The organism is Corynebacterium sp. HMSC069E04 (assembly GCF_001813175.1).
GTDB lineage: Bacteria > Actinomycetota > Actinomycetes > Mycobacteriales > Mycobacteriaceae > Corynebacterium > Corynebacterium aurimucosum.
This window is the reverse complement of sequence record NZ_KV811624.1, coordinates 138,748-158,332: the sequence shown is the minus strand read 5'-3', so window position 1 is coordinate 158,332 and position 19,585 is coordinate 138,748. Positions and strand designations below refer to the sequence as shown.

Here is a 19,585-nt window from a genome sequence, read left to right as displayed (position 1 = left end):
TTTCCATGAGTGAAGAAACTATTGAATCCCCGGTCCCCTATGAGGACGCCTTGGAAGTCGCCCGCCAGATCCAGCCGGCGCTCAACAAGCTCATGCTCATCTTCCAGCGCACCACGGAGGGCACGTCCCTGACAACGTCGCAGGTCTCCATCATGAACCAGCTGCGCATGCGCGGCCCCTCCCGTGTCAGTACTATCGCGCAAGCAGAACTCATCCGAATGCCCACCGCCTCCAATGCGCTATACCAATTGGAGCGTCAAGGCTTCGTGGAACGACACCGCGATGAAAAAGACCGCCGCGGCGTACTTGTCGCCCTTACCCAGCTTGGGGAATCCGAGCTGACAATCGTCTCCCGCCAGCGCGCGGCGGCTTTGGCTGAGATCCTACGCTGGCTCGACCCAGAGGATATCAAGGACGCTGACGCTTTGGTCAATCTCATCTCCAAGCTTGCCGATGTCTACCGTCCAATCATGGAAGGGAAATAGACCAAAAAGTGCCGGTAGAGCGGATTTTATTTTCCGGCATGAAGGGTCGATAATGAAGAAAACGACCCCGAACTTTTTATTGAATGGCTAAGAATTCTTCACACCCTGCGGAAGGGCCATGCTCCCCGGACGACCAGCTCCCTCCGCTCCGCGTCCTCGTGTCGTGGAGTCCTAGCTCCACCGGCACGGAGGCCATCGAGTTTGCCGCGTGGCTCGCACGTTCCACCTCCGTTCGGATTCGCGTGGTTTCAACCATTTCGCAGCCCCTCACCGTGACGTCGCTCAGCAAGCTCAGCGGTTCCTACAAGAAGTGGTTCAAGAAGGAACGCGCGACCTGCGAACGCGCTGTCAAGCAGGCCTTGAACGAAGCCGGGGTGGACAAGGAGCAGCTCGATAAGAATGTCTCCGTTCTCTTGGCAGGGCCCTCTCGCCCCCAGCTCTTGGAACAGGCGGCTAAGGACTTCAAGGCGAGCGTCATCCTCCTTGGAGCCAATCAATCCGCGCCGAAGGGCCGTTTCTTCTCGGGATCTACTGCCGACGCGCTTCTACACTACTCGCCCCTCCCCGTGGGGCTCATCCCGCGTGGTATCAAGCTGTCCAAGCACGGCGTCACCCGCATCAATTTCGCCTTTACGGACTTGGGCAATGCCGACGACCCCGCCCTGCTGCATGCCGCATGCATTGCGCAGCGCGGCGGAATCCCCCTGCGTATCCTGGCGTTTTCCGCCAAGGGGCTGGTCGACGTCCCCCTCGAATATTCTCCGACCTTTCCCCCCGATGCACCGAATTGGCGTGAGCACTCGCTCTCACTGTTGGACCGCGCCCACGATCTCATCGCGGAGACCTACCCGGAGGTATCGGTCACGACGGCCATCGGCAGTGGCCATGGCTGGTCCGGCGCGGTGGATTCACTGAAGTGGAAGAAGGGCGACCTGCTCTGCTTGGGTTCCGCTCCCATGGGGCCCATCGAACGCGTCTTCATTGGCAGCACCGCCACCGAGTTGCTTCCCCACTTGGGCGTTCCAGTACTGGTCTGTCCCAGTACCTACGATAAAGAAGCACGTTAGACTGACAAACCATGGCAGCCGAGCACCCCGAAAACGATCTCACGTCCGACGCGGACTATACGAACCTGCCTCGCCCAGAGCCCCGCAGCTTTGACGAGCTTGCCGACGAACCCGATCCCCTCACCGTCGCCGAGGCCAACCGCCGTTCCTCGCGCCAAGCGCTGTGGTTTATGATTTTCATCCTCGTCGGTTCGGCGCTCTATGCGCTTCTCCTCGCGGGCCTCTTCAAGGTCGCCGGGACCACAACCAATTGCCTCCAGGCCGAATACGCCGCTTGGCTCTGCACGAGGACCCAGCGCACCGTGTTCGCCACGACGACGCTAATCATCCCGTTCATTGGCATGATCGGCTGCGCAGTCATCATGGTGCGCAAGCTCAAAGCCTACGTGCGCTGGCGCGGCTGGATGGCCATCTTCTGGGTCATGGCCGGCAACTTCATGATCTGGTGCATCAACGATATCCAGATCCTGCTGGCCCCGGTGCTCGAAAACTAACCCTGCGCTTGGGCGGCAGCCACCTCGGCGCAATCCGGCCGGCCGCAGTGCTGCGTTTCCACGTGCTGGATGCAGTCATCGCAGATGAGCACCTGCTTGCGGCACGTGTCCTCATTAATACAGTTATGGAAGGTATTCGTCCCCTTCCCACAATGCACGCAGTGGCCGAGCTGAATAAAGCCCGGATCCTCTAAGCCCTGGCCAAACTCGTGATGCATGCGCTTGTCAAAGACGTACATCGAGCCTTCCCACAGGCCATCGTTGCCGTACTTCTCGCCATAGCGGACGATGCCGCCGTCAATTTGATAAACCTCGTTAAAGCCTCGGTTCTTCATTAAGGCGGAGAGGATCTCGCAACGAATGCCACCCGTGCAGTAGGAAACCACGGGCTTATCCTTCATCCAGTCATATTTGCCGGATTCAAGTTCAGCAATGAAGTCGTGGGTCGTGCGCACGTCCGGCACCACGGCATTCTTGAATTTGCCGATTTCCGCCTCCATGGCGTTGCGCCCGTCGAAGAAGACGACCTCCTCGCCGCGCTCCTCCACCAGCTTGTTGACCTCTTCGGGCTTGAGGTGGACACCACCACCGATGACGCCGTTTTCATCCACTTTGAGCTCGCCCGGCGCGCCGAAGGCCACGATTTCATCGCGGACCTTGACCGAGAGGCGCGGAAAGTCTTCCGCGCTACCCTCGGACCACTTGAACTCCATCTTCTTAAATCCCGGGTACTCACGGGTTTCGCGCACATAGCGCTTGCACGCATCCATGTCCCCGCCCACGGTGCCGTTAATACCGTGCTCCGAGATGAGGATGCGGCCCTTGAGCCCGAGCTTCTCGCACAGGGATCGCTGCCACAGCATGATCGCGGTGGGGTCCTCGATGGGAGTAAAGCAGTAGTAGAGGAGAATCTTGCCAATAGTCACGCCCGCAAGTCTAGGCCTGCTAGTGGCAAGAGCCCCAATCTTTTGGGCCCAGCACTACAACCGCTTTTAAGCCAAAGCCCCAGACCTCGATCCCGAAACTCCCAGGTGGGCAGGTGGGCGTCGGCAAGCGCTTGGCGACGCCCACCTGCAGGTTGCGGGTTTTAGGTCTGGGGAAATGCCTTACGTGGTGGCGCTTTCAGTCAACGTCCGGCGAGTGGGATTTAACGCTTCTGGTACAGCGCGCTCTTGCGGGCAAAGACCGGATCGGAGGTCACCAGGACGCCCAGGTTGCGGAAGATGCCCTCATCCACCGAACCCAAGATGGTGGTGGTGTGAACATCGCAGCCTTGAAGCTCCTTCAGTGCATCGAGCGCGCGGCGGGCATTCTCGTCCTTCGCCGCCGATACCGACAAGGCAATGAGCACCTCGTCGGTGTGCAGGCGCGGGTTCTGTGAACCCAGGTGCTTTGTCTTCAACGTCTGGATGGGCTCGATGGATTCCGGGGACAACAAGTGCAGGTCATCATCAATGCCAGCGAGGTGCTTGAGTGCATTGAGCAGCGCGGCTGCGGAGCAGCCCAGCAACGGGGAGGTGCGGCCGGTGATGATGGTGCCGTCGTGAAGCTGCAGCGCGGCTGCCGGGCCGTCGGTCTCCTCCGCTTTCTCACGCGCTGGGAGCACAACCGGACGGTCGGTGGACTTGATGCCGGCCTTCGCCATGACTACGGCCGCGCGCTCAGACTGCGTGGTGTCGAGGCCGTTGCGGGCTTCCTCCACCAAAGTCTTGAAGTAGCGGCGGATGATCTCCTGCTGGGAGGCTTCGCGGCAGACTTCGTCATCGGTGATGCAAAAGCCCACCATGTTCACACCCATGTCCGTCGGGGACTGGTAGGGCACGGTGCCGGTCAGTCGCTCCAGCAGGGATTTCAGCAGCGGGAAAGCCTCGACATCACGGTTGTAGTTCACCGTGGATTCGCCGTGCGCGGAGAGGTGGAAGTGGTCGATAACGTTGGCGTCGTTGAGGTCCACGGTGGCCGCCTCATAGGCCAGGTTCACCGGGTGATCGAGTGGCAGATTCCAGATGGGGAAGGTCTCGAACTTGGCGTAGCCCGCTGGCACACCGCGCAGATTTTCGTGGTAGACCTGCGACAACGCGGTGGCCAGCTTGCCGGAGCCAGGCCCCGGCGCGGTGACCACGACGAGGTCCCTAGAGGTTTCCACGTAGTCGTTCTTGCCCAGGCCATCCTCGGAGACAATGAGGTCGATGTTGGCGGGGTAGCCCGGAATGATGCGGTGGCGCGCCACGGTGAGCCCCAAACGCTCAAGGCGCTCGATGAAGGCCTCCGCCTGGCTATTGCCATCCTCGAGCTGGGTCATGACAATGTTATTGACCAGGAAGCCGCGGTCCCGGAAGACGTCGACAAGCCGCAGCACATCATCTTCGTAGAGGATACCCAGGTCACCGCGCATCTTCTGGCGCTCGATGTCCTTGGCGTTGATGCAGACGAGGATTTCTACGTCATCCTTGATGCGCTCGAGCATGGCAATCTTGTTATCCGGGGTGAATCCGGGTAGAACGCGGGAGGCGTGCATGTCATCGAAAAGCTTGCCGCCCATCTCAAGGTAGAGCTTCCCGCCGATTTCTTTGCGCCGAGCGTTGATATGCTCCGACTGCAGTTCAATATATTTTTCACGATCAAAACCGAGCGCGCGCCCCATAGTATTTAGGCCCTTCCGTTCAACGGGTAGTACCCGAAAAGTCTACAGCAGCATAGCCCCCGCGTAGACTTCCTGACATGCCTGAGGGACACGTTATTCACCGCCTTGCCCGCACACTCAATGCGGATTTCCGTAACAAGCCGCTAGCCGTGAGCAGCCCCCAAGGCCGGTTCGCTGCGGAGGCCGCGCTTGTCAGCGCCTCACCCCTCTTACTCGCCGAAGCCTTTGGCAAGCATCTCTTTCTCCACTTCGATGCGGATAACCCGCGTCACGTTATCTATATCCATTTAGGCCTCATTGGCTCCCTGCGCTTTGAGCCTTCTGCCGATGTGTGGGGGCAAATCCGGCTGCGCATTGATAACGGAACGACAGCCGCGAACCTGCGCGGCCCGCAGTTCTGCACGCTCATCACCGAGGATGAGTACCAGGCCAAGGTGGCGAAGGTGGGCCAGGATCCACTCCGGAAGGACGCCGACCCCGATGCCCTATGGGCCCGCGTGCATGCTTCAAAGCGCAGCATCGGTGCCATGCTCATGGACCAGGGCCTATTCGCTGGGGTGGGCAATATCTACCGCGCAGAAGCCCTTTTCCGCCAAGGGCTCTCCCCCTTCATTCCGGGCAACCAGCTCGACCGTGCGGAGTTTGACGCGATCTGGTCTGACCTGGTCGATCTCATGAACTACGGCGTCGAGCACGGCCGCATCGATACGGTCCGCGATGCCCATACCCCGGAGGCCATGGGCCGCGAGCCCCGCAAAGATGATCATGGCGGTGAGGTCTACGTCTACCGCCGCGCCGGGCAACCCTGCCACGTCTGCGGCACCGAGATCCGGGAGCAGGTCATGCAGGGCCGCAACCTCTTTTGGTGCCCCACCTGCCAACCCGCGCGCTAGGGTGTGGGTTATGCGCCCTGCTTATACCGTTACCACTGTTCGTGCCGCTGAGAACCGACTGCTGGAACAACAGTCTCATGAGGATCAGCTCATGAAGCTGGCCGCCGCGGCAGTGGCAGAAACCGCGTGGGTGATGCTGGAGCAACAGCCTGGGACGGTGCTCATTCTCGCTGGCTCCGGCGGCAACGGCGGGGATGGGCTCTTTGCCGGGGCGGAGCTGGCTGCGCGCGGGGTTACGGTCCATGCCCTGGTTCCGGAACGCTGCCACGAGGAGGCCCTCGCTGCGTTCCGTGCCGCCGGTGGTACGGTCCTTTCTGCCGACGCGCTGCCTAACGGCAGCGCGCCCTCAGACAGCTCACTGGTAATCGATGCCATCGCTGGCCTCGGCTCCGCCCGGGGCTTAAGCGGCACCGCGCTCTCGCTCTACCGCAAGGCCACCGCTGCCGGGGCCGTAGTCTTAGCCGTCGACATGCCCACCGGCGTCGACGCCGACACGGGAGTGTGTGCTGCGGATGCCGTTAACGCCGATGTCACCGTCACCTTCGGTTCGCCGCGTCTCGGCCACGCGTTGGCCGCCGAATGCGGGCAGGTCGTGGTCTCTGATCTCTTCTTGCCCGGCGCGTCCTCCTTTGCCGAGACCCTCGCCGAACTGGATGAACCAGCGGCATTCATCGCTCACGAGCCTTCCGTTCCGACGGCCTTTGCGTGGCAATCGGGCGAACTCGATCTGCCGGGCGGGCGCGCTTCCCGCCCCTGGCCGGTTGGCTGCACCGGCCCCATCGTTGATCCCACACCAGGCGCGCGCTCGGATAAGTATTCCGGGGGCGTCGTTGCTCTGGCTGCCGGCAGCGATACCTATCCGGGTGCTGGGATCCTCTGCGCCACCGCAGCGGTGCGTGCCACCCCCTCGATGGTGCGCTTCATCGGCGATAACTCGATCACATCTCTGCTGCCCGAGCTGGTCTGCCATCCCGACGTGGCCTCCGCCGGACAGGCCCAAGCCTGGGTCGTGGGCCCCGGCCGCGGTACCGATACGGCGGCGGCCACCGAGTTGCGCACAATCCTGTCCCAGGGACTGCCCACCGTTATCGATGCCGACGCCCTCACGCTTCTGGCACGCAACACCTCCTTGCGCCAGACAGTCACCGAACACCCGATGATCATCCTCACCCCGCATGAAGGCGAGTTCCGCCGCCTCTACGAGGCCGCTTTCGGCTCTGCTCCCGATGCGGCCACCGGCTGGAGCCGCGCCCTCCACGAGCTAGCCGAGGAACTGAACAGCATCATCCTGCTCAAAGGCCGACTGACCCGCGTTACCGCGCCGGGCCAGCCTTTGTATTCCTTCAACGCCGGTCACTCCTTTGCCGCGACCCCCGGCTCTGGGGACGTGCTCTCCGGGATCCTCGGCGCTGTCATCGCCCAGCTTTCCGCCACCGCTTCCTCCCCGTCCCCCACCGAAATCATCACCGAAGTTCTCCACGCCGGCGCCATCCACGCCCACGCAGCGGCCATCGCGGCCGAGACCCCCGAGGGCTTCGCGCCCTGTTCTGCCTCCCAGATCGCCGCGGCCATCCCGCAGGCCATCGCGCGGCTCCTCAACGCCGAGCGCTAGCTCCGCCGCTGAGTACGTTTCGATCAAATAGCACCCCAAAAATACGATCTGGGGTCTTATTTGATCGATCCGTGCCTGGCCGCCGCCGTCTTGGTACGTTTTCGCAACGAAGCCCTAGAATTTTGCGATTTCCGGGCCACTATCTACGAAAACGTACCGTGGCCCGGCGCAGGATCCCGGACGCAGTACCGACGGACTTGCGCATGAGCCCGCGCGGGCCGACCGCCACCGTGCCGCGGCGCAGCGAGGTGCTTTCCCACGGCCACGTCATCCCCGCCCATGCTGCCGCGACGGCAAGGGTCTCCACCACGATGTAACCGGGCCATGGGCCGAATAGGTTGATGATGGAGGGACTGCCCGGCGCGTGGTTAAGGAAACCATAGTTCCCGTCGGTCTTCGCATTGACCGCCATGGCCAGTGCCATCCACACGGGCGTGACCTTGACGGCGAAGCGGTACCCCTTCCAGGTGGGGCGGTAACCAAGACCAAAGGTTAGTGCCAGGGGCGCGGCAAGTGCCACGATGTGGAAAAACCAGTAGGTGGCAAACCGCAGCCAGCGCGGGGAAAAGTAGTAGATGACATCCGGGGTGATGATGGCCTGCGGGTTGAGGATGATGCCCCAGAAGTAGGTCAAGGTCAGGGCATGCTCGTTGCCAGTAATGAGGCCCAGCGCCAGGATCGGACGCAGCACGTCACACAGGTGCAAAGGCAAAGACTCACGGATATCGAATTGCTTCGGGTCCAGGGAGATTATCGTCCACGCAGTACCCGCCACCAGCAAGGCCCAGCCCACCATCCGGCGGATAAAGGTCTCGCGGGAGGTTCCCTTAATTCTGCGAGCAGCGACGATAAAGACCCCGCAGGCCACCACGGTAATGCTCAACATGAGCGCATGCAGCGCAGTCCACTGCTGCATGCGCGGGTAGTCAGTTGGGCTTACTCGGGGCTTGCGGGGTCGAATCATAACGGGGTATTAATTTACCCCTTTGTATGAACATGTGAGAGATGAGGAGGTTCCTAGGCTGCTAGCTCGGAGTATTCGGAAAGCTTTCCGTCCTTGACTTCGACCACAGTGTCGGCATAGTCGAGCAAGCTGCGGTCGTGGGTAATAAACAGGGTTGCGGTATCGAAGTCTTCGGTAACACCGCGCAGTAGCTTGGCAATGTCGCGCGAAAGCTTGGAATCGAGGGCGGAGGTGGGCTCATCCGCAAGCAACACGGAAGGCTGGCCCATGAGCGCGCGCGCAATATTGACGCGCTGGCGCTGGCCGCCAGAAAGCTGGTTCATGCGGCGGTTGCCAAAGCCCTCCAAGCCCACGAAGCTGAGCAGCTCATCAGCACGATCCTGGCGCGGCTTGCGGCCCTCCATGTGGTCAATGATGAGCAGCTGTTCGCGCGCCGTCAGGGCGGCTAGCAGGTTTGCTTGCTGGAAGATGAGCCCGCGGGAGCCAGTTCGCTCCACGGTGCCGGAGTCCGGCTCAATGAGGCCGGCGGCTACGGAAAGCAGGGTCGACTTGCCGGACCCAGACTCACCGATGACGGCGGTGAGCTCGCCCGGCTTGACGTCCAGGCTGACATTATCCAGCGCTGTGACGCGGGACTCACCATCCGGGTAGGTCACCACGACATCGCGAAGGGACAGTGCAGGGGCAGAAGCAGTGGTAGTCATTAGGCGTTGCCTCCTAGGGCGTCAAGCGGATTGATTTTGGATACGCGGCGGGTGGCAAGAAAGGCACCGGCGATACCGAGCAGCCAAATGCCGAGTGCGGGGACGATGACGGTCATGGCGGAGACCTCGAAGGGCACAGCGCCCTGGGCGGCAAGGCCCAGCAGCCAGCCGACGAGCGCGCCGACCCCCACGCCAATCGCCAGGATGATGGCGGCCTGCGCGATGGCATCCTTGAGCAGGTACTTCACGCTGGCGCCAAGGGCGCGCAGGATGGACAGGTCACGGGTGCGCTGGATAGTCCAGATACTCAGGAAAGCGATGGTGACCAGCGCGGAAATCCCATAGAGGAAGGCTTGCATGGTCAGCAGCGAACCGCGCTCCGAGCTATAAGCCGGAAGACCGGACAGGGCCTTGCTCATGGACACGGAGGTATCGGTCGGCTCCGGGGTCAACACGGCTACGCCCACCATGTCCTCAGGAGAATGGGAGACCTGCTGCCAGGTTTCGGTAGAGACCCACACCACCGGGGAGTGGGAGTAGTACTCATCCTCAACCACCGCGGTGACGTCCAAATCCACACCGCCGAGGGTGCCCCGGGAGGGCGCGTTCATCTCTTCATCGATGGATTGGCTCAAGACCATGCCTTCCTCCGGAATCACGGTGCTGGAGCCAGGAATCTGGGTACCTTCGGGCAGGCCGAAGACCGCCACGCCGCCGTGGCCCTCCAGCTTGGTCTGCGAAGTACCGAGCGGAATGCCAGAGGCAGGCACATCCTCGGCAAAGATCTCCGACTCGGTGAAGGAGGGGTCCTCCGTCGAGAAGGTCACGTTCGGAGTCTGCTCCCCGAGTGCCTCAAGGGCGGAAGTATTCTGCTTGGACAGGCCTTGGGTCAGGCCGGACAACATAACGAGCAACAACGTAATTAGAGCCACGACGCCGCCGATCAGGAAGAACCGACCGCGGGCGGTGACTATCTCTCTTAATGCCAGGAACATACTATTAATCCTGCGTGTGCGTGCGCTGAAAGTAATCGGGTAGCCAGTTGAACCTCCACTCAACCAGTTGGTTGATTCGCCCTCGACCAGCCAGCGGATAAGCTGGACTGCCGTGATGATGAGCAACAAACTGTGGACCGTGGGACTGCACACCATGTTCGGTTTTCTCCTCGTGTTTGGAGTGCTGCGCGCATGGGCCGATGGCCGTCTCGACGCCCGCGCCCTCGGCCTCTCCATCGCACTCGCAGTGGTCTACACGGGGTTTGCCATCTTCGGCTCTCGCACCATCACCCGCCCCGTCCCCACCACGCTGTGGCTCGCCGCCCTGTGCCTGCTGTGGATCGGGCTTATGGTGCACGCCCAAGACTTCATGTGGCTCGAGTTCCCGCTGGTCTTCGTCTTTATCCATGCGCTTCCCTTCTGGCCAGGAATCGTCGCCAGCGTGGTGCTGTGGGCCGTCGCCGCCTTCGTCCCCGCGTGGATCCACCCGCAATTCTGGACCGCGGCCGCGGCCATCGGGCCGTTCATTGGCACCTGTTTCGCCGTGGCCGTCTACCACGCCGCCCGCCGGGTTCAGGCGGAGGCGGCGCACCACGCGGCCGTCGCCAAGCAGCTGCGTGAGACCCAGGAGGAGCTGGCGGCCAGCGAGCACCAAGCCGGGCGCCTTGAGGAACGGGAGCGGCTCTCCCGCGAAATCCACGACACCGTGGCACAGGGGCTGTCCTCCATCGTCCTGCTCAGCCGCGCCGCCAAGAACACGTCCGCGCAACAGGACGTGACCGAGCAGCTCGCACTCATTGAAAAGGTGGCCCAGGATAATCTGGCCGAGGCTCGGCGCTTCGTCAAAGAGCTCGCAGCCCCTGCCTCCTCCCTCGACGCGGAACTGCGCTCCCTCGTGGATGAGCTCCAAGCCCAAGCTAAGGGCCTGGGGCTGCGCACCCGCTTCGGGCTCAAGCTCACCGGAAGCGCCGACGTCCCCACCGAGTTTTCCCACGTCATCTTGCGCGCCGCGCGGGAAGGGCTGACCAACGTCATGAAACACGCCGATGCCGACAAGGCCGTGGTCACCCTCGGCTCTTTCGAGGATGGAATCATCCTCGATGTGGTCGACGACGGCCGCGGCATCGAAGGGCCACGTGGCTTCGGGCTGACCGGCCTGGAGCAGCGTGTTCGCAGCGTCGGCGGCAGCGTCCAGGTAGAATCTTCACCCGCCGGCACCGCGCTCGCGGTGCGAATCCCAACAGGAAGCAGCAGCAATGGTCAACGTGATGCTCATCGATGATCACCCCGTGGTCCGCGCCGGGCTGCGCGCGATTCTTAACGCCTTCCCCGACATCGAGGTGGTACTGGAAGGCTCCGACGGCTCGACCGTCGAGCAGCTGACGGATGCTGATGTTCCCCACATCGATGTGGTTGTCTGCGATATTCAGATGCCAGACGTCGATGGCATCGCCGCCACCCGGCGCGTGCGCGAGCTCGATGGGCCACCGGTGCTCATCCTCACCACCTATGACACACAGGCGGATATTCTGGCCGCCGTGGAGGCCGGCGCATTAGGCTATCTGCTCAAGGACGCCCCCGAAGAAACGCTTCACACCGCGGTGCTCGACACGGCCGCGGGCAAGCGCACCTTGGCCCCTGAGGTCACCAACCTCCTAGCGGAGCGCTTGGCGCAACCGGAGACCGCGCTGTCCGCGCGCGAGCTGGAGATCCTGCAGGCGCTGTCCACAGGCGCTTCCAACAAGCAAATTGCCCAGCAGCTCTTCATCTCCGAGGCCACGGTCAAGACCCACTTGATTCACGTCTATCAAAAGCTGGGCGTAGAAACCCGCACGGCGGCCGTCTCCGCTGCCCGCGAACGGAAGCTCATCCAATAAATGCATACGTACGATTGCATCGTCGTGGGTGGCGGCCAATCCGGCCTGGCCACCGGCTATTACCTGCGCCGTCAGAAGCTCGATTTCCTCATCCTCGATGCCAACTCCTCCCCCGGCGGGGCCTGGCAGCACGTGTGGGACTCACTCACGCTCTTTAGCGATGCCCAATCCTCCACGCTGCCCGGCTGGCCCATGCCTTCTTACCCGGGTTTCCCGCCGGCTTCCCATGTGGTGGACTACCTCACCCGTTATGAGCAGCGCTATGACCTGCCGGTCCGGCACGGGGTGGCGGCAGAGCGCGTGCTTGACGACGACCCCTTCTTCCGCCTTCTCACCACTCACGGTGAGTTCCGCTCCCGCACCGTCGTGGCCGCGACGGGCACGTGGTCCGCGCCGTTCATCCCCTTCTACCCCGGTGAATTTGCTGGCCGCCAATGGCACACGGCGAACTACCCCGGCCCTGCGCCGTTTCTCCCCGGAACGCAGCCAGAAACCCAGCGCGTCGCCGTCGTGGGCGCAGGCAACTCGGGTGCCCAAATCGCCGCCGAGCTTGCCTTGGAAGGCGTGGACACCACGTGGTTTACCACGCATCCGCCGCGGTGGATGCCGGATGACGTGGATGGCCGCGTGCTCTTTAGCCGCAACCGGCAGCGTATGCTCGCCTTAGCAAAGGGGGAGCCCGATCCCGGATCGGAGTCGGAGCTCGGCGATATCGTCATGGTTCCGCCCGTCCTCAAGGCCCGGGATAGCGGGCTGTTGGGCACTACCCCAATGTTCGATTCCCTCAATGAACTCACCGAGCAGGGCTTCAGCGACCTCATCTGGGCCACCGGCTTCCGCCCAGCGCTACGCCCGTTCCCTGGGCTGTTGGCAGAAGGAAAGCCCACGGTGGAAGGTTTCTTCCCCGTGGGCTATGGCTCGTGGACTGGTCCGGGCTCGGCCACGATTACTGGTGTGTCACCCTATGCGCGGCAGGTAGCAGGGGACGTCGCCAAGCTCGTTCGCTCTACCCACTAGGCGCTACAACGCCACCATGGCGAGGAGCACCACCGCTGCCAGCGCAAGGAGAAAACCTAGGCGGCGCAGGATCTTCATCTGTTCTTCGCGCCCCATACGCGCCATGAGTGCGGCGCCGAAAACAGAGCCCACGGTGTTGTAGAGAAGGTCATCGACATCGCTAAAGCCCAGGGCAAAGATGTACTGGGCGCTTTCAATGCAGAGGCTGACTACGAGGCCGATCAGCATCGCCCCGCCCAGGCCCCAGCGAATCCTGGCACGGTCGCGCCCGGCCACGTAGATCGCCGCGCCCAGCGGCATGAAAAGAGCGATGTTTCCTATCAGATCGGTCCACGCGCCGTACCACACGGAGGCGTTCTCAAAACCACCAAAGAGCTGTGTATTAACCTGGCGTACCGCATGTGCGGAACCATCCACCACGCCGGGGATATCCATAAAGGGTTTGCCCACCGTCGCCAACATCACGACCACCAAGGACAGGGCCGTGACCAGGAAGGAATCACGACGCAGGTGCGGATATGAATCCGGCGCGGGCCGCAGTCTATTGCGCGGGTGTTGAGCTTCTATCCCAGTCATGCGCTTCACCCTAACTATGTTCTCTGGAAGCCAGCTGAAGCAAAAGCCAGAAAACGCTGCTTCACATCCTCTGTACGATAGTGCCCATGAGCACACTCATTGTCACCCGCGCGGATTCCGGAGTAACCCATTCCTTCCAAGAACAGCCCCTGCTCGGGGAAGGCGACACGGTCGTGGATGTGCAGTTTTCTTCCCTCAATTACAAGGACGCCATGGCCTTGGAGGGCGATAAAGGGGTCATGCGCATCAATCCCCTCGTCCCCGGCATCGATGTCGTGGGCACTGTGTCGGAGACTTCTGATTCTCGCCTGGACCCCGGCCAGCTTGTCGTCTCCTGCGGCGATGGCTTGGGCGAATTCCGCCATGGCGGCTACACCACCCGCCAGCGCGTCAACGCTGAAGCCACCATCCCCGTGCCCCAACGCTTCAGCGCTCACGATGCCGCCGCCATCGGCACGGCCGGATACACCGCCGCTATCTGCGTGAACCAGCTGCGCACGCACGGCACCACGCAGGGCCATGTCTTGGTGACCGGCGCCACCGGAGGCGTGGGCTCCATCGCGGTCCAGCTGCTCAAGTCTTCCGGCTACGAGGTCACCGCCGTCACCGGCCGCGTGGAATCCCAGTCGGACTACCTCACCTCACTCGGCGCGGATCACGTGCTCGACCGCGCAGCGCTGTCTGAGACCGGCCGTCCGCTGCAGAAGGCGCTGTACGACGGCGCCATTGACACCGCCGGCTCCACCGTCCTAGCGAATGTGCTGGCGCAGGTGCGTTGGGGTGGTGTGGTTGCGGCCACCGGCATGGCAGCCGGCCCGGACCTTCCCGCTTCGGTGCTGCCGTTCATTTTGCGCGGCATCGTGCTGGCCGGCGGCAATTCGGTCGACGCGCCCCGCGAGGTGCGCGAGGAGGCCTGGCAGCTTCTCGACGAACACCTCGACCTCGACATGCTGAACTCTATTACCGAAACGGTTCCGCTGGCTGATGTTACCACCGCCGCTCAAGAGCTCCGCGCGGGCTCCCGACATGGGCGCACGGTGGTCGCGATATAGGCTGGGACAGATTTAATCTGGGCAGCGGTGTGCCGCCCGCTCCCTTTTAGTGGTGTACGCGGTGCGACAGGGATTCGTCGTCAGTGCCGGGGGTATCACCCAGCTCGCCCGTGGTGTTATCGTCGCTGCGAGCCAGCCAGATGGAAGACACCACCAGTCCGCCCCAGATGACGACGACGAAGAGAATGAAGAGCAGGATTGCGCTTGTAGTCATTGTCGTTCTCCTTTCTTAATAGCCGTTACTTGTCGTCCGTGATCGGTGCGGCAGGCTTACCCGTGGCAAGCGGGTTCGGTGTGCCGGCCGGGCGGCCGCCCACAGGAACGCCGTAGTCCGAGGTCTCCATTCCGTCCAGGTACTTGTTGCCGCGGAAGGCCACCAGCGGCATGACGAAGCTGGCGAGCAGGATGACGCCCAGCACTGCCCAGCCGAAGAGCCCAATCTGGGTGGAGGAGTAGCCCTCATAGCCATCGCGGGCAATCGTGATGATCTCGTTGACCAAGAAGTAGACGAGCAGCAGCGGGGTGGCGATGAAGGTCAGGAACTGCCAGAAGCCACCGACCTTGAAGTGCGAGACGGCGTTGAGGTGCTGCTGGATCTCGCGGCGGCGACCGGTGACCCAGCCGACGACCACCAGGGCGCAGATGGAGCCGAAGACGATGCCCAGGTTGTTGGTGAACTTATCCATGATGTCCAGGGTGACCAGGCCCGAGGAGGTGGAGAACAGGAAGCAGGACACGACCGCCATGGTGCCGCCAACGGTGATGGCAGAAACGCGGCGAGAGACGTTGAACTTATCTGCCACAGCAGAGACGACGACCTCCATGATAGAAATCAGCGAGGTCACACCAGCCAGGAAGAGGGAGCCGAAGAAGAGGACACCAAACAGTCCGCCGAGCGGCATGAGGTTGATGATCGTCGGGAAAGCGATGAAGGCCAGGCCGATACCGGAGGACACCACCTCATCCACGGCCACGCCCTGCTGGGCAGCCATGTAGCCCAGGGTGGCGAAAACGCCGATGCCGGCGAGAACCTCGAAGGAGGAGTTTGCAAAGGCGGTAACCAGACCCGTATTGGTGAGGTTGGTGCGCGGCTTGAGGTAGGAGGCGTAGGTGATCATGATGCCGAAGCCAATGGACAGGGAGAAGAAAATCTGCCCATAGGCGGCGATCCACACCGATGGGTTGCTCAGCACGGACCAATCCGGAGTGAAGAAGGCGTTGAGACCCTCGGCGGCGCCGTCGAGGAAGAAGGCGCGGATCACCAGAATGATGAACATGACGGCCAGGACCGGCAGGAAAATGGAGGTCAGCTTACCGATGCCCTTGTTGATGCTCGTGGCCAACGTGGCGATGCAGACGATCCACACGAGGATCATGACGCCGAGAATGGCGGGGACGACGTGGCCCGAGTAGGTTGCCTCCGGGTTTGCTTGGAGGAAGTCGCTCATAAAGTACGTTGATGGATCCTCGCCCCACGCCTGGTTCACAGACTTGATGGTGTAGAGCGCCGCCCAGGCAATGATGGCAGCGTAGTAGATGGCAATGAAGAAGTTCACGCCTACCTTGAACCAACCGATTCCCTCCCAGCGGCTGCTGATACGGCGGAATGCTAGCGGTGCAGAACCACGGAAGCGGTGACCAATGGCCAAGTCGAACCACAGGATAGGAATACCGGCGGTGAGCAAGGCAACCATGTACGGGATGAGGAAGGCGCCGCCACCGTTGTCATAAGCAACGTAGGGGAAGCGCCAGATATTACCTAGGCCAACGGCGGATCCGATGGCGGCCATGAGGAAGACAAAGCGCGTATTAAAAGTATCGCGTGTCGAGCGAGTCTTATGCGGGGTTGATGTGGTCATGAGAGAACTTTCTTCTTGAGCAAATATCGCGCACGGCGAGACCCTAGGAATTGTTTATACGGGCCGCGTACGACGAGTATTAGCGAGAAGCATAGCCTAACTGCCAACCTATAGGTACCGTTTTGAATATTTATTTCTAGATCATTACTCCTGCCTAAACCCCATGGCTAGGACCCCAAAACCACTACTGCCCCTCAACGCCTAGCACCTGTCCGCAACGATGAATCCGGAAGGAGGCTGAGCGATGAAGGGTAAAGGGCAGAAAAGGATGTGACGCGACTAGACGTGCAGATCGCGGTTCTGAATCCCCTTGGGAACGGCGAGCACACCAATAAGGGAGACGATAGAAATCACAATGCCATAAGCAGCGATGGCCATGGAAGTCTCGAACTTGGAGTAGAGCATCTCCGCAATCATTGGGGCGAAGGCGCCACCGATAATGGAACCGAAGGCATAGCCGATGGACACGCCCGACAGGCGCACTTTAACCGGGAACATCTCCGCGTACATCGCTGATTGCGGGCCGTAGCTCGCGCCCAAGATGACGCCCAGCAGGAACACAGCTGCACCGAAAAGCATGACGTTGCCCGAATCTACCGCCAAGAACACCGGGGTGATGTACAGCGCCAAGACAACGTAGCCGCCAATAAACGTCGTGCGGCGCCCAACCTTGTCGGAGAAGTGGCCAAAGTACAGCGTTCCAATGAACCAGCCGATCGACGCAACCAAGGCTACCGCGAGGGCCTGAGGGCGTGTATAACCCACCACCTTCGTGCCATAAGCGGTGAAGTAGGCGATGACGAAGTAACCAATAGCGTTGTTGGCGGCAAAGATGAGCGCACACTTAATGACGGTTCCCAGGTGCCCCTTGAACAGGACCGCGAGCGGTGCGGTGGACTTTTCCTTCAGCTCCTCCATTTCCGCGAAGGCCGGGGACTCTTCCACCGCCCGGCGGATCAGGTAGCCCAGAAGAATGAGCACGACGGAGGACAGGAACGGGATACGCCAGCCCCATGCGAGGAACTGCTCCGGGGTCAGGACGGCGGAGAGCACCAGCATAAAGATGGTGGCTAGGAACATGCCGAGGGGCACTCCTACCTGCGGGAAAGCACCAAACAGTCCGCGCTTGCCCTGCGGGGCGTGCTCAACGGCCAGCATCGCCGCACCACCCCATTCGCCGCCGGCGGAGAGGCCCTGAAGGATGCGCAAGACCACTAACAAGATAGGCGCTGCCATGCCAATGGAGGCGTAGGTGGGCAGCACGCCCATCAGCATGGTGGCCAGGCCCATGCCGACCAACGTGACGACGAGGACCGGCTTGCGCCCGAGCCTGTCACCCAAGTGACCGGCCAGGATGGCGCCGAGGGGGCGGAAGAGGAAGGAGATACCCAGTGACGCCCAGGAAATGATCTGCGCGAGCGAAGCGCTTTCATTGGAGACCGGATCGAAGTACTGGGTGGCAAAGATCAGGCCGGCGGCCTGGGCATAGATGAAGAAGTCGAACCACTCAATGGTGGTGCCGACCATCGATCCGGCGAGCACGCGCTTGTGCTCTGTGGTAATTCCCGGCCCTTGGGCAGGCTGTTGGGTGACTGGTGCAGACATAGTGGAAGTCTTTTCTCTATGGGTGCAGAAGCACGGCGGATACAGTTAAAGCCAGTGAACTAAGGAGACAAATAGTGAGCTGGGCACGCCCGAAGAACCGAGAGCGGTCTATTGATCGCGGTTGTCGACGATCCTCTTGGCCTTGCCCTCACCGCAATCAACGTGGTCAGTAATCTCGACGCCAACGCTGATGCCGATGCGCTCCTTAATCTGTTTCTTCAACCACTGGGCAGAAGCGTCGATCTGATCGGGGGTCGCGTCCGAGGAGTGCTCAACCACTAGGGTGAGGTGGTCCATGCGGCCGCGCTTGCTCAGCACGCACTGGTAGCGCGGACGAAGCAGACGGTCCTCGGTGATGATCTCCTCGAACTGCGACGGGAAGCAGTTCACGCCGCGCAGGATGATCATGTCATCGTTACGGGCGGAGATGCGGTCGATGCGGCGCATCGACCGCGCGGTGCCTGGGAGCAGGCGGGTGATGTCATGGGTGCGGTAGCGGATGATCGGGAAGGCTTCCTTGGTCAGGGAGGAGATAACCAGCTCACCGTACTCACCGTCCGGAACCGGCTGCATGGTCTCCGGATCGATGATCTCTGGATAGAAGTGGTCCTCCCAGACGGTCAGACCGTCCTTGGTCTCCACACACTCCTGAGCCACGCCAGGGCCCATCACCTCGGAGAGGCCGTAGATATCGGTGGCCGTAATACCGAAGCCCTCCTCGAGCTCGCGACGCATACCTTCGCTCCACGGCTCGGCGCCAAAAACGCCGGCGCGCAGGGAGGATTCGCGCGGATCTAGGCCCTCCTTGCGCATGCGGTCGAGGAGGTTGAGTACGTAGGACGGCGTACCCAGGATTGCGTCCGGCTGGAAGTCCTGCATGATCTGGATCTGGCGTTCCGTCTGACCACCGGAGGTCGGAATCGCCGTGGCTCCTAGGGCCTCGACACCATAGTGGGCACCCAGGCCGCCGGTAAAGAGGCCATAGCCGAAGGTGATCTGGACCTTATCGCTCTTGCGCAGGCCGCCTGCCCGCAGCGAGCGGGCGACGAGCTCGGCCCAAATACGCACGTCATTCTCGGTGTATCCCACGACGGTCGGGCGACCCGTGGTGCCGGAAGAAGCGTGGATACGGGAGATTTGGTTCTGGCCTACGGCAAACATTCCGAAGGGGTACTCCGCACGAAGGGTTTCCTTGTCGGTGAACGGGAACAACGCAAAGTCCGAGAGTTCCTTGAAGTCATCCGGGTGAACGCCCTTCTCATCAAACGCGCGGCGGTAGTGCGGGACGTTGTAGTACGCGTGGCGAAGCTCGTTCTTCGCGCGCGCGGTCTGCAGCGCGATGATCTCATCGCGAGAGGCGTACTCAATGCCCATCTGCGGGCCGTGGTGGTCAGAGAAAATGTCAAACGTTGCGGTCACGTCATTTGCCTTTCATTTCGAGGAGAGGGAAACTCCACACCCCTCAAGCTCCATCGAAAGTGCTGCAAGAAGTTGGTTAGCTGGGACAACGCACAACATGTGCGAAACTTACTTACCGTTCGGTTGGGTAAGTCTTGTGACGTACACTACAGGCCAGTGTGGTGATAGACAACACAATTAGGCTAAGTTTTTGATGCGCAACACATCATCGCAGGCCACGGCGGTTTCACAGCCAAAAGAAGCCCCCACCCCCATATGGAGCCCCAACGGCGGAGCGAAACGCTCGCCTCCGACTAGCCGATCAGTTACTCGCCCATCGCGA

At 61.7% G+C, this 19,585-nt stretch carries 19 protein-coding genes; 9 read left to right on the top strand and 10 right to left on the bottom strand.

Features of this window, described 5'->3' with window-relative positions:
* Positions 1 to 5 precede the first annotated feature (5 nt).
* The 3 genes from HMPREF2896_RS00760 (at position 6) to HMPREF2896_RS00750 (ending at position 2,046) form a co-directional block, all read left to right on the top strand.
* The gene (locus HMPREF2896_RS00760) at positions 6 to 485 is read left to right on the top strand and encodes a MarR family winged helix-turn-helix transcriptional regulator (protein ID WP_070444702.1); all 480 of its coding nucleotides are present in this window, start codon (positions 6 to 8) and stop codon (positions 483 to 485) included.
* Between the two features lie 83 nt (positions 486 to 568).
* Entirely contained in the window at positions 569 to 1,552 is a 984-nt protein-coding gene (locus HMPREF2896_RS00755; RefSeq protein WP_070444700.1) for a universal stress protein, read from the top strand.
* Between the two features lie 11 nt (positions 1,553 to 1,563).
* Positions 1,564 to 2,046 carry a hypothetical protein gene (locus HMPREF2896_RS00750; RefSeq protein ID WP_070444698.1) on the top strand — a complete coding sequence of 161 codons (483 nt, stop codon included), beginning with the start codon at positions 1,564 to 1,566 and terminating at the stop codon, positions 2,044 to 2,046.
* Here HMPREF2896_RS00750 and HMPREF2896_RS00745 read toward each other — a convergent pair.
* Together HMPREF2896_RS00745 and HMPREF2896_RS00740 are read right to left on the bottom strand one after the other, a co-directional pair.
* On the bottom strand, positions 2,043 to 2,972 hold the full coding sequence (locus HMPREF2896_RS00745) for an oxygen-dependent tRNA uridine(34) hydroxylase TrhO (RefSeq protein ID WP_070444696.1): 930 nt from the start codon (positions 2,970 to 2,972) through the stop codon (positions 2,043 to 2,045). The genes HMPREF2896_RS00750 and HMPREF2896_RS00745 overlap by 4 nt on opposite strands.
* Positions 2,973 to 3,193: 221 nt before the next feature.
* Positions 3,194 to 4,690, bottom strand: coding sequence for a DUF1846 domain-containing protein (locus HMPREF2896_RS00740; protein ID WP_070444695.1), 1,497 nt, complete (start codon positions 4,688 to 4,690; stop codon positions 3,194 to 3,196).
* Between the two features lie 77 nt (positions 4,691 to 4,767).
* Between HMPREF2896_RS00740 and HMPREF2896_RS00735 the strand changes: the two genes are divergently transcribed.
* A complete protein-coding gene (locus HMPREF2896_RS00735; protein WP_070716917.1) occupies positions 4,768 to 5,583 on the top strand; it encodes an Fpg/Nei family DNA glycosylase in 816 nt (271 codons plus the stop codon).
* Positions 5,584 to 5,593: 10 nt separating this feature from the next.
* Entirely contained in the window at positions 5,594 to 7,195 is a 1,602-nt protein-coding gene (locus HMPREF2896_RS00730) for an NAD(P)H-hydrate epimerase (protein WP_070716914.1), read from the top strand.
* Positions 7,196 to 7,334: 139 nt separating this feature from the next.
* On the opposite strand, the gene HMPREF2896_RS00725 is transcribed toward HMPREF2896_RS00730, so the two are convergent.
* The 3 genes from HMPREF2896_RS00725 to HMPREF2896_RS00715 are packed head-to-tail and all read right to left on the bottom strand — an operon-like array spanning position 7,335 to position 9,858.
* On the bottom strand, positions 7,335 to 8,159 hold the full coding sequence (locus HMPREF2896_RS00725; RefSeq protein ID WP_070716911.1) for a YwaF family protein: 825 nt from the start codon (positions 8,157 to 8,159) through the stop codon (positions 7,335 to 7,337).
* Positions 8,160 to 8,212: 53 nt separating this feature from the next.
* Positions 8,213 to 8,863, bottom strand: coding sequence for an ABC transporter ATP-binding protein (locus HMPREF2896_RS00720; RefSeq protein WP_070711345.1), 651 nt, complete (start codon positions 8,861 to 8,863; stop codon positions 8,213 to 8,215).
* Entirely contained in the window at positions 8,863 to 9,858 is a 996-nt protein-coding gene (locus HMPREF2896_RS00715; RefSeq protein WP_070716909.1) for an ABC transporter permease, read from the bottom strand. Before HMPREF2896_RS00715 ends, HMPREF2896_RS00720 begins: the two co-directional genes overlap by 1 nt.
* A 115-nt stretch (positions 9,859 to 9,973) precedes the next feature.
* Here HMPREF2896_RS00715 and HMPREF2896_RS00710 point away from each other — a divergent pair, with 115 nt between their 5' ends.
* Genes HMPREF2896_RS00710 through HMPREF2896_RS00700 form a run of 3 tightly spaced genes read left to right on the top strand, consistent with a single transcriptional unit; the run spans position 9,974 to position 12,752 of the window.
* Entirely contained in the window at positions 9,974 to 11,140 is a 1,167-nt protein-coding gene (locus HMPREF2896_RS00710) for a histidine kinase (protein ID WP_070444684.1), read from the top strand.
* On the top strand, positions 11,115 to 11,735 hold the full coding sequence (locus HMPREF2896_RS00705; protein ID WP_070444682.1) for a response regulator: 621 nt from the start codon (positions 11,115 to 11,117) through the stop codon (positions 11,733 to 11,735). Before HMPREF2896_RS00710 ends, HMPREF2896_RS00705 begins: the two co-directional genes overlap by 26 nt.
* Positions 11,736 to 12,752, top strand: a complete 1,017-nt coding sequence (locus HMPREF2896_RS00700; protein ID WP_070716906.1) for an NAD(P)-binding domain-containing protein — start codon at positions 11,736 to 11,738, stop codon at positions 12,750 to 12,752.
* A 3-nt stretch (positions 12,753 to 12,755) separates the two neighbouring features.
* Here the strand turns inward: HMPREF2896_RS00700 and HMPREF2896_RS00695 are convergent, their stop codons facing one another.
* Complete coding sequence (locus tag HMPREF2896_RS00695; protein WP_070444679.1) at positions 12,756 to 13,328, bottom strand: VanZ family protein; 573 nt, start codon at positions 13,326 to 13,328, stop codon at positions 12,756 to 12,758.
* 86 nt (positions 13,329 to 13,414) lie between these two features.
* On the opposite strand from HMPREF2896_RS00695, the gene HMPREF2896_RS00690 reads away from it, so the two are divergent.
* Positions 13,415 to 14,380 (top strand): MDR family oxidoreductase, encoded by a 966-nt coding sequence (locus tag HMPREF2896_RS00690; protein WP_070716905.1) that lies wholly within the window; start codon positions 13,415 to 13,417, stop codon positions 14,378 to 14,380.
* 46 nt (positions 14,381 to 14,426) lie between these two features.
* On the opposite strand, the gene metS is transcribed toward HMPREF2896_RS00690, so the two are convergent.
* The 4 genes from metS to HMPREF2896_RS00670 all read right to left on the bottom strand — a co-directional run bounded on the left by metS (position 14,427) and on the right by HMPREF2896_RS00670 (position 19,218).
* On the bottom strand, positions 14,427 to 14,594 hold the full coding sequence (metS, locus tag HMPREF2896_RS00685) for a methionine/alanine import NSS transporter subunit MetS (RefSeq protein WP_070444675.1): 168 nt from the start codon (positions 14,592 to 14,594) through the stop codon (positions 14,427 to 14,429).
* Positions 14,595 to 14,619: 25 nt separating this feature from the next.
* Positions 14,620 to 16,239, bottom strand: a complete 1,620-nt coding sequence (locus tag HMPREF2896_RS00680; protein ID WP_070716903.1) for a sodium-dependent transporter — start codon at positions 16,237 to 16,239, stop codon at positions 14,620 to 14,622.
* 279 nt (positions 16,240 to 16,518) lie between these two features.
* The gene (locus HMPREF2896_RS00675; protein ID WP_070716901.1) at positions 16,519 to 17,844 is read right to left on the bottom strand and encodes an MFS transporter; all 1,326 of its coding nucleotides are present in this window, start codon (positions 17,842 to 17,844) and stop codon (positions 16,519 to 16,521) included.
* A 108-nt stretch (positions 17,845 to 17,952) separates the two neighbouring features.
* Entirely contained in the window at positions 17,953 to 19,218 is a 1,266-nt protein-coding gene (locus HMPREF2896_RS00670) for an AMP-binding protein (protein WP_253287237.1), read from the bottom strand.
* Between the last annotated feature and the right edge of the window lie 367 nt (positions 19,219 to 19,585).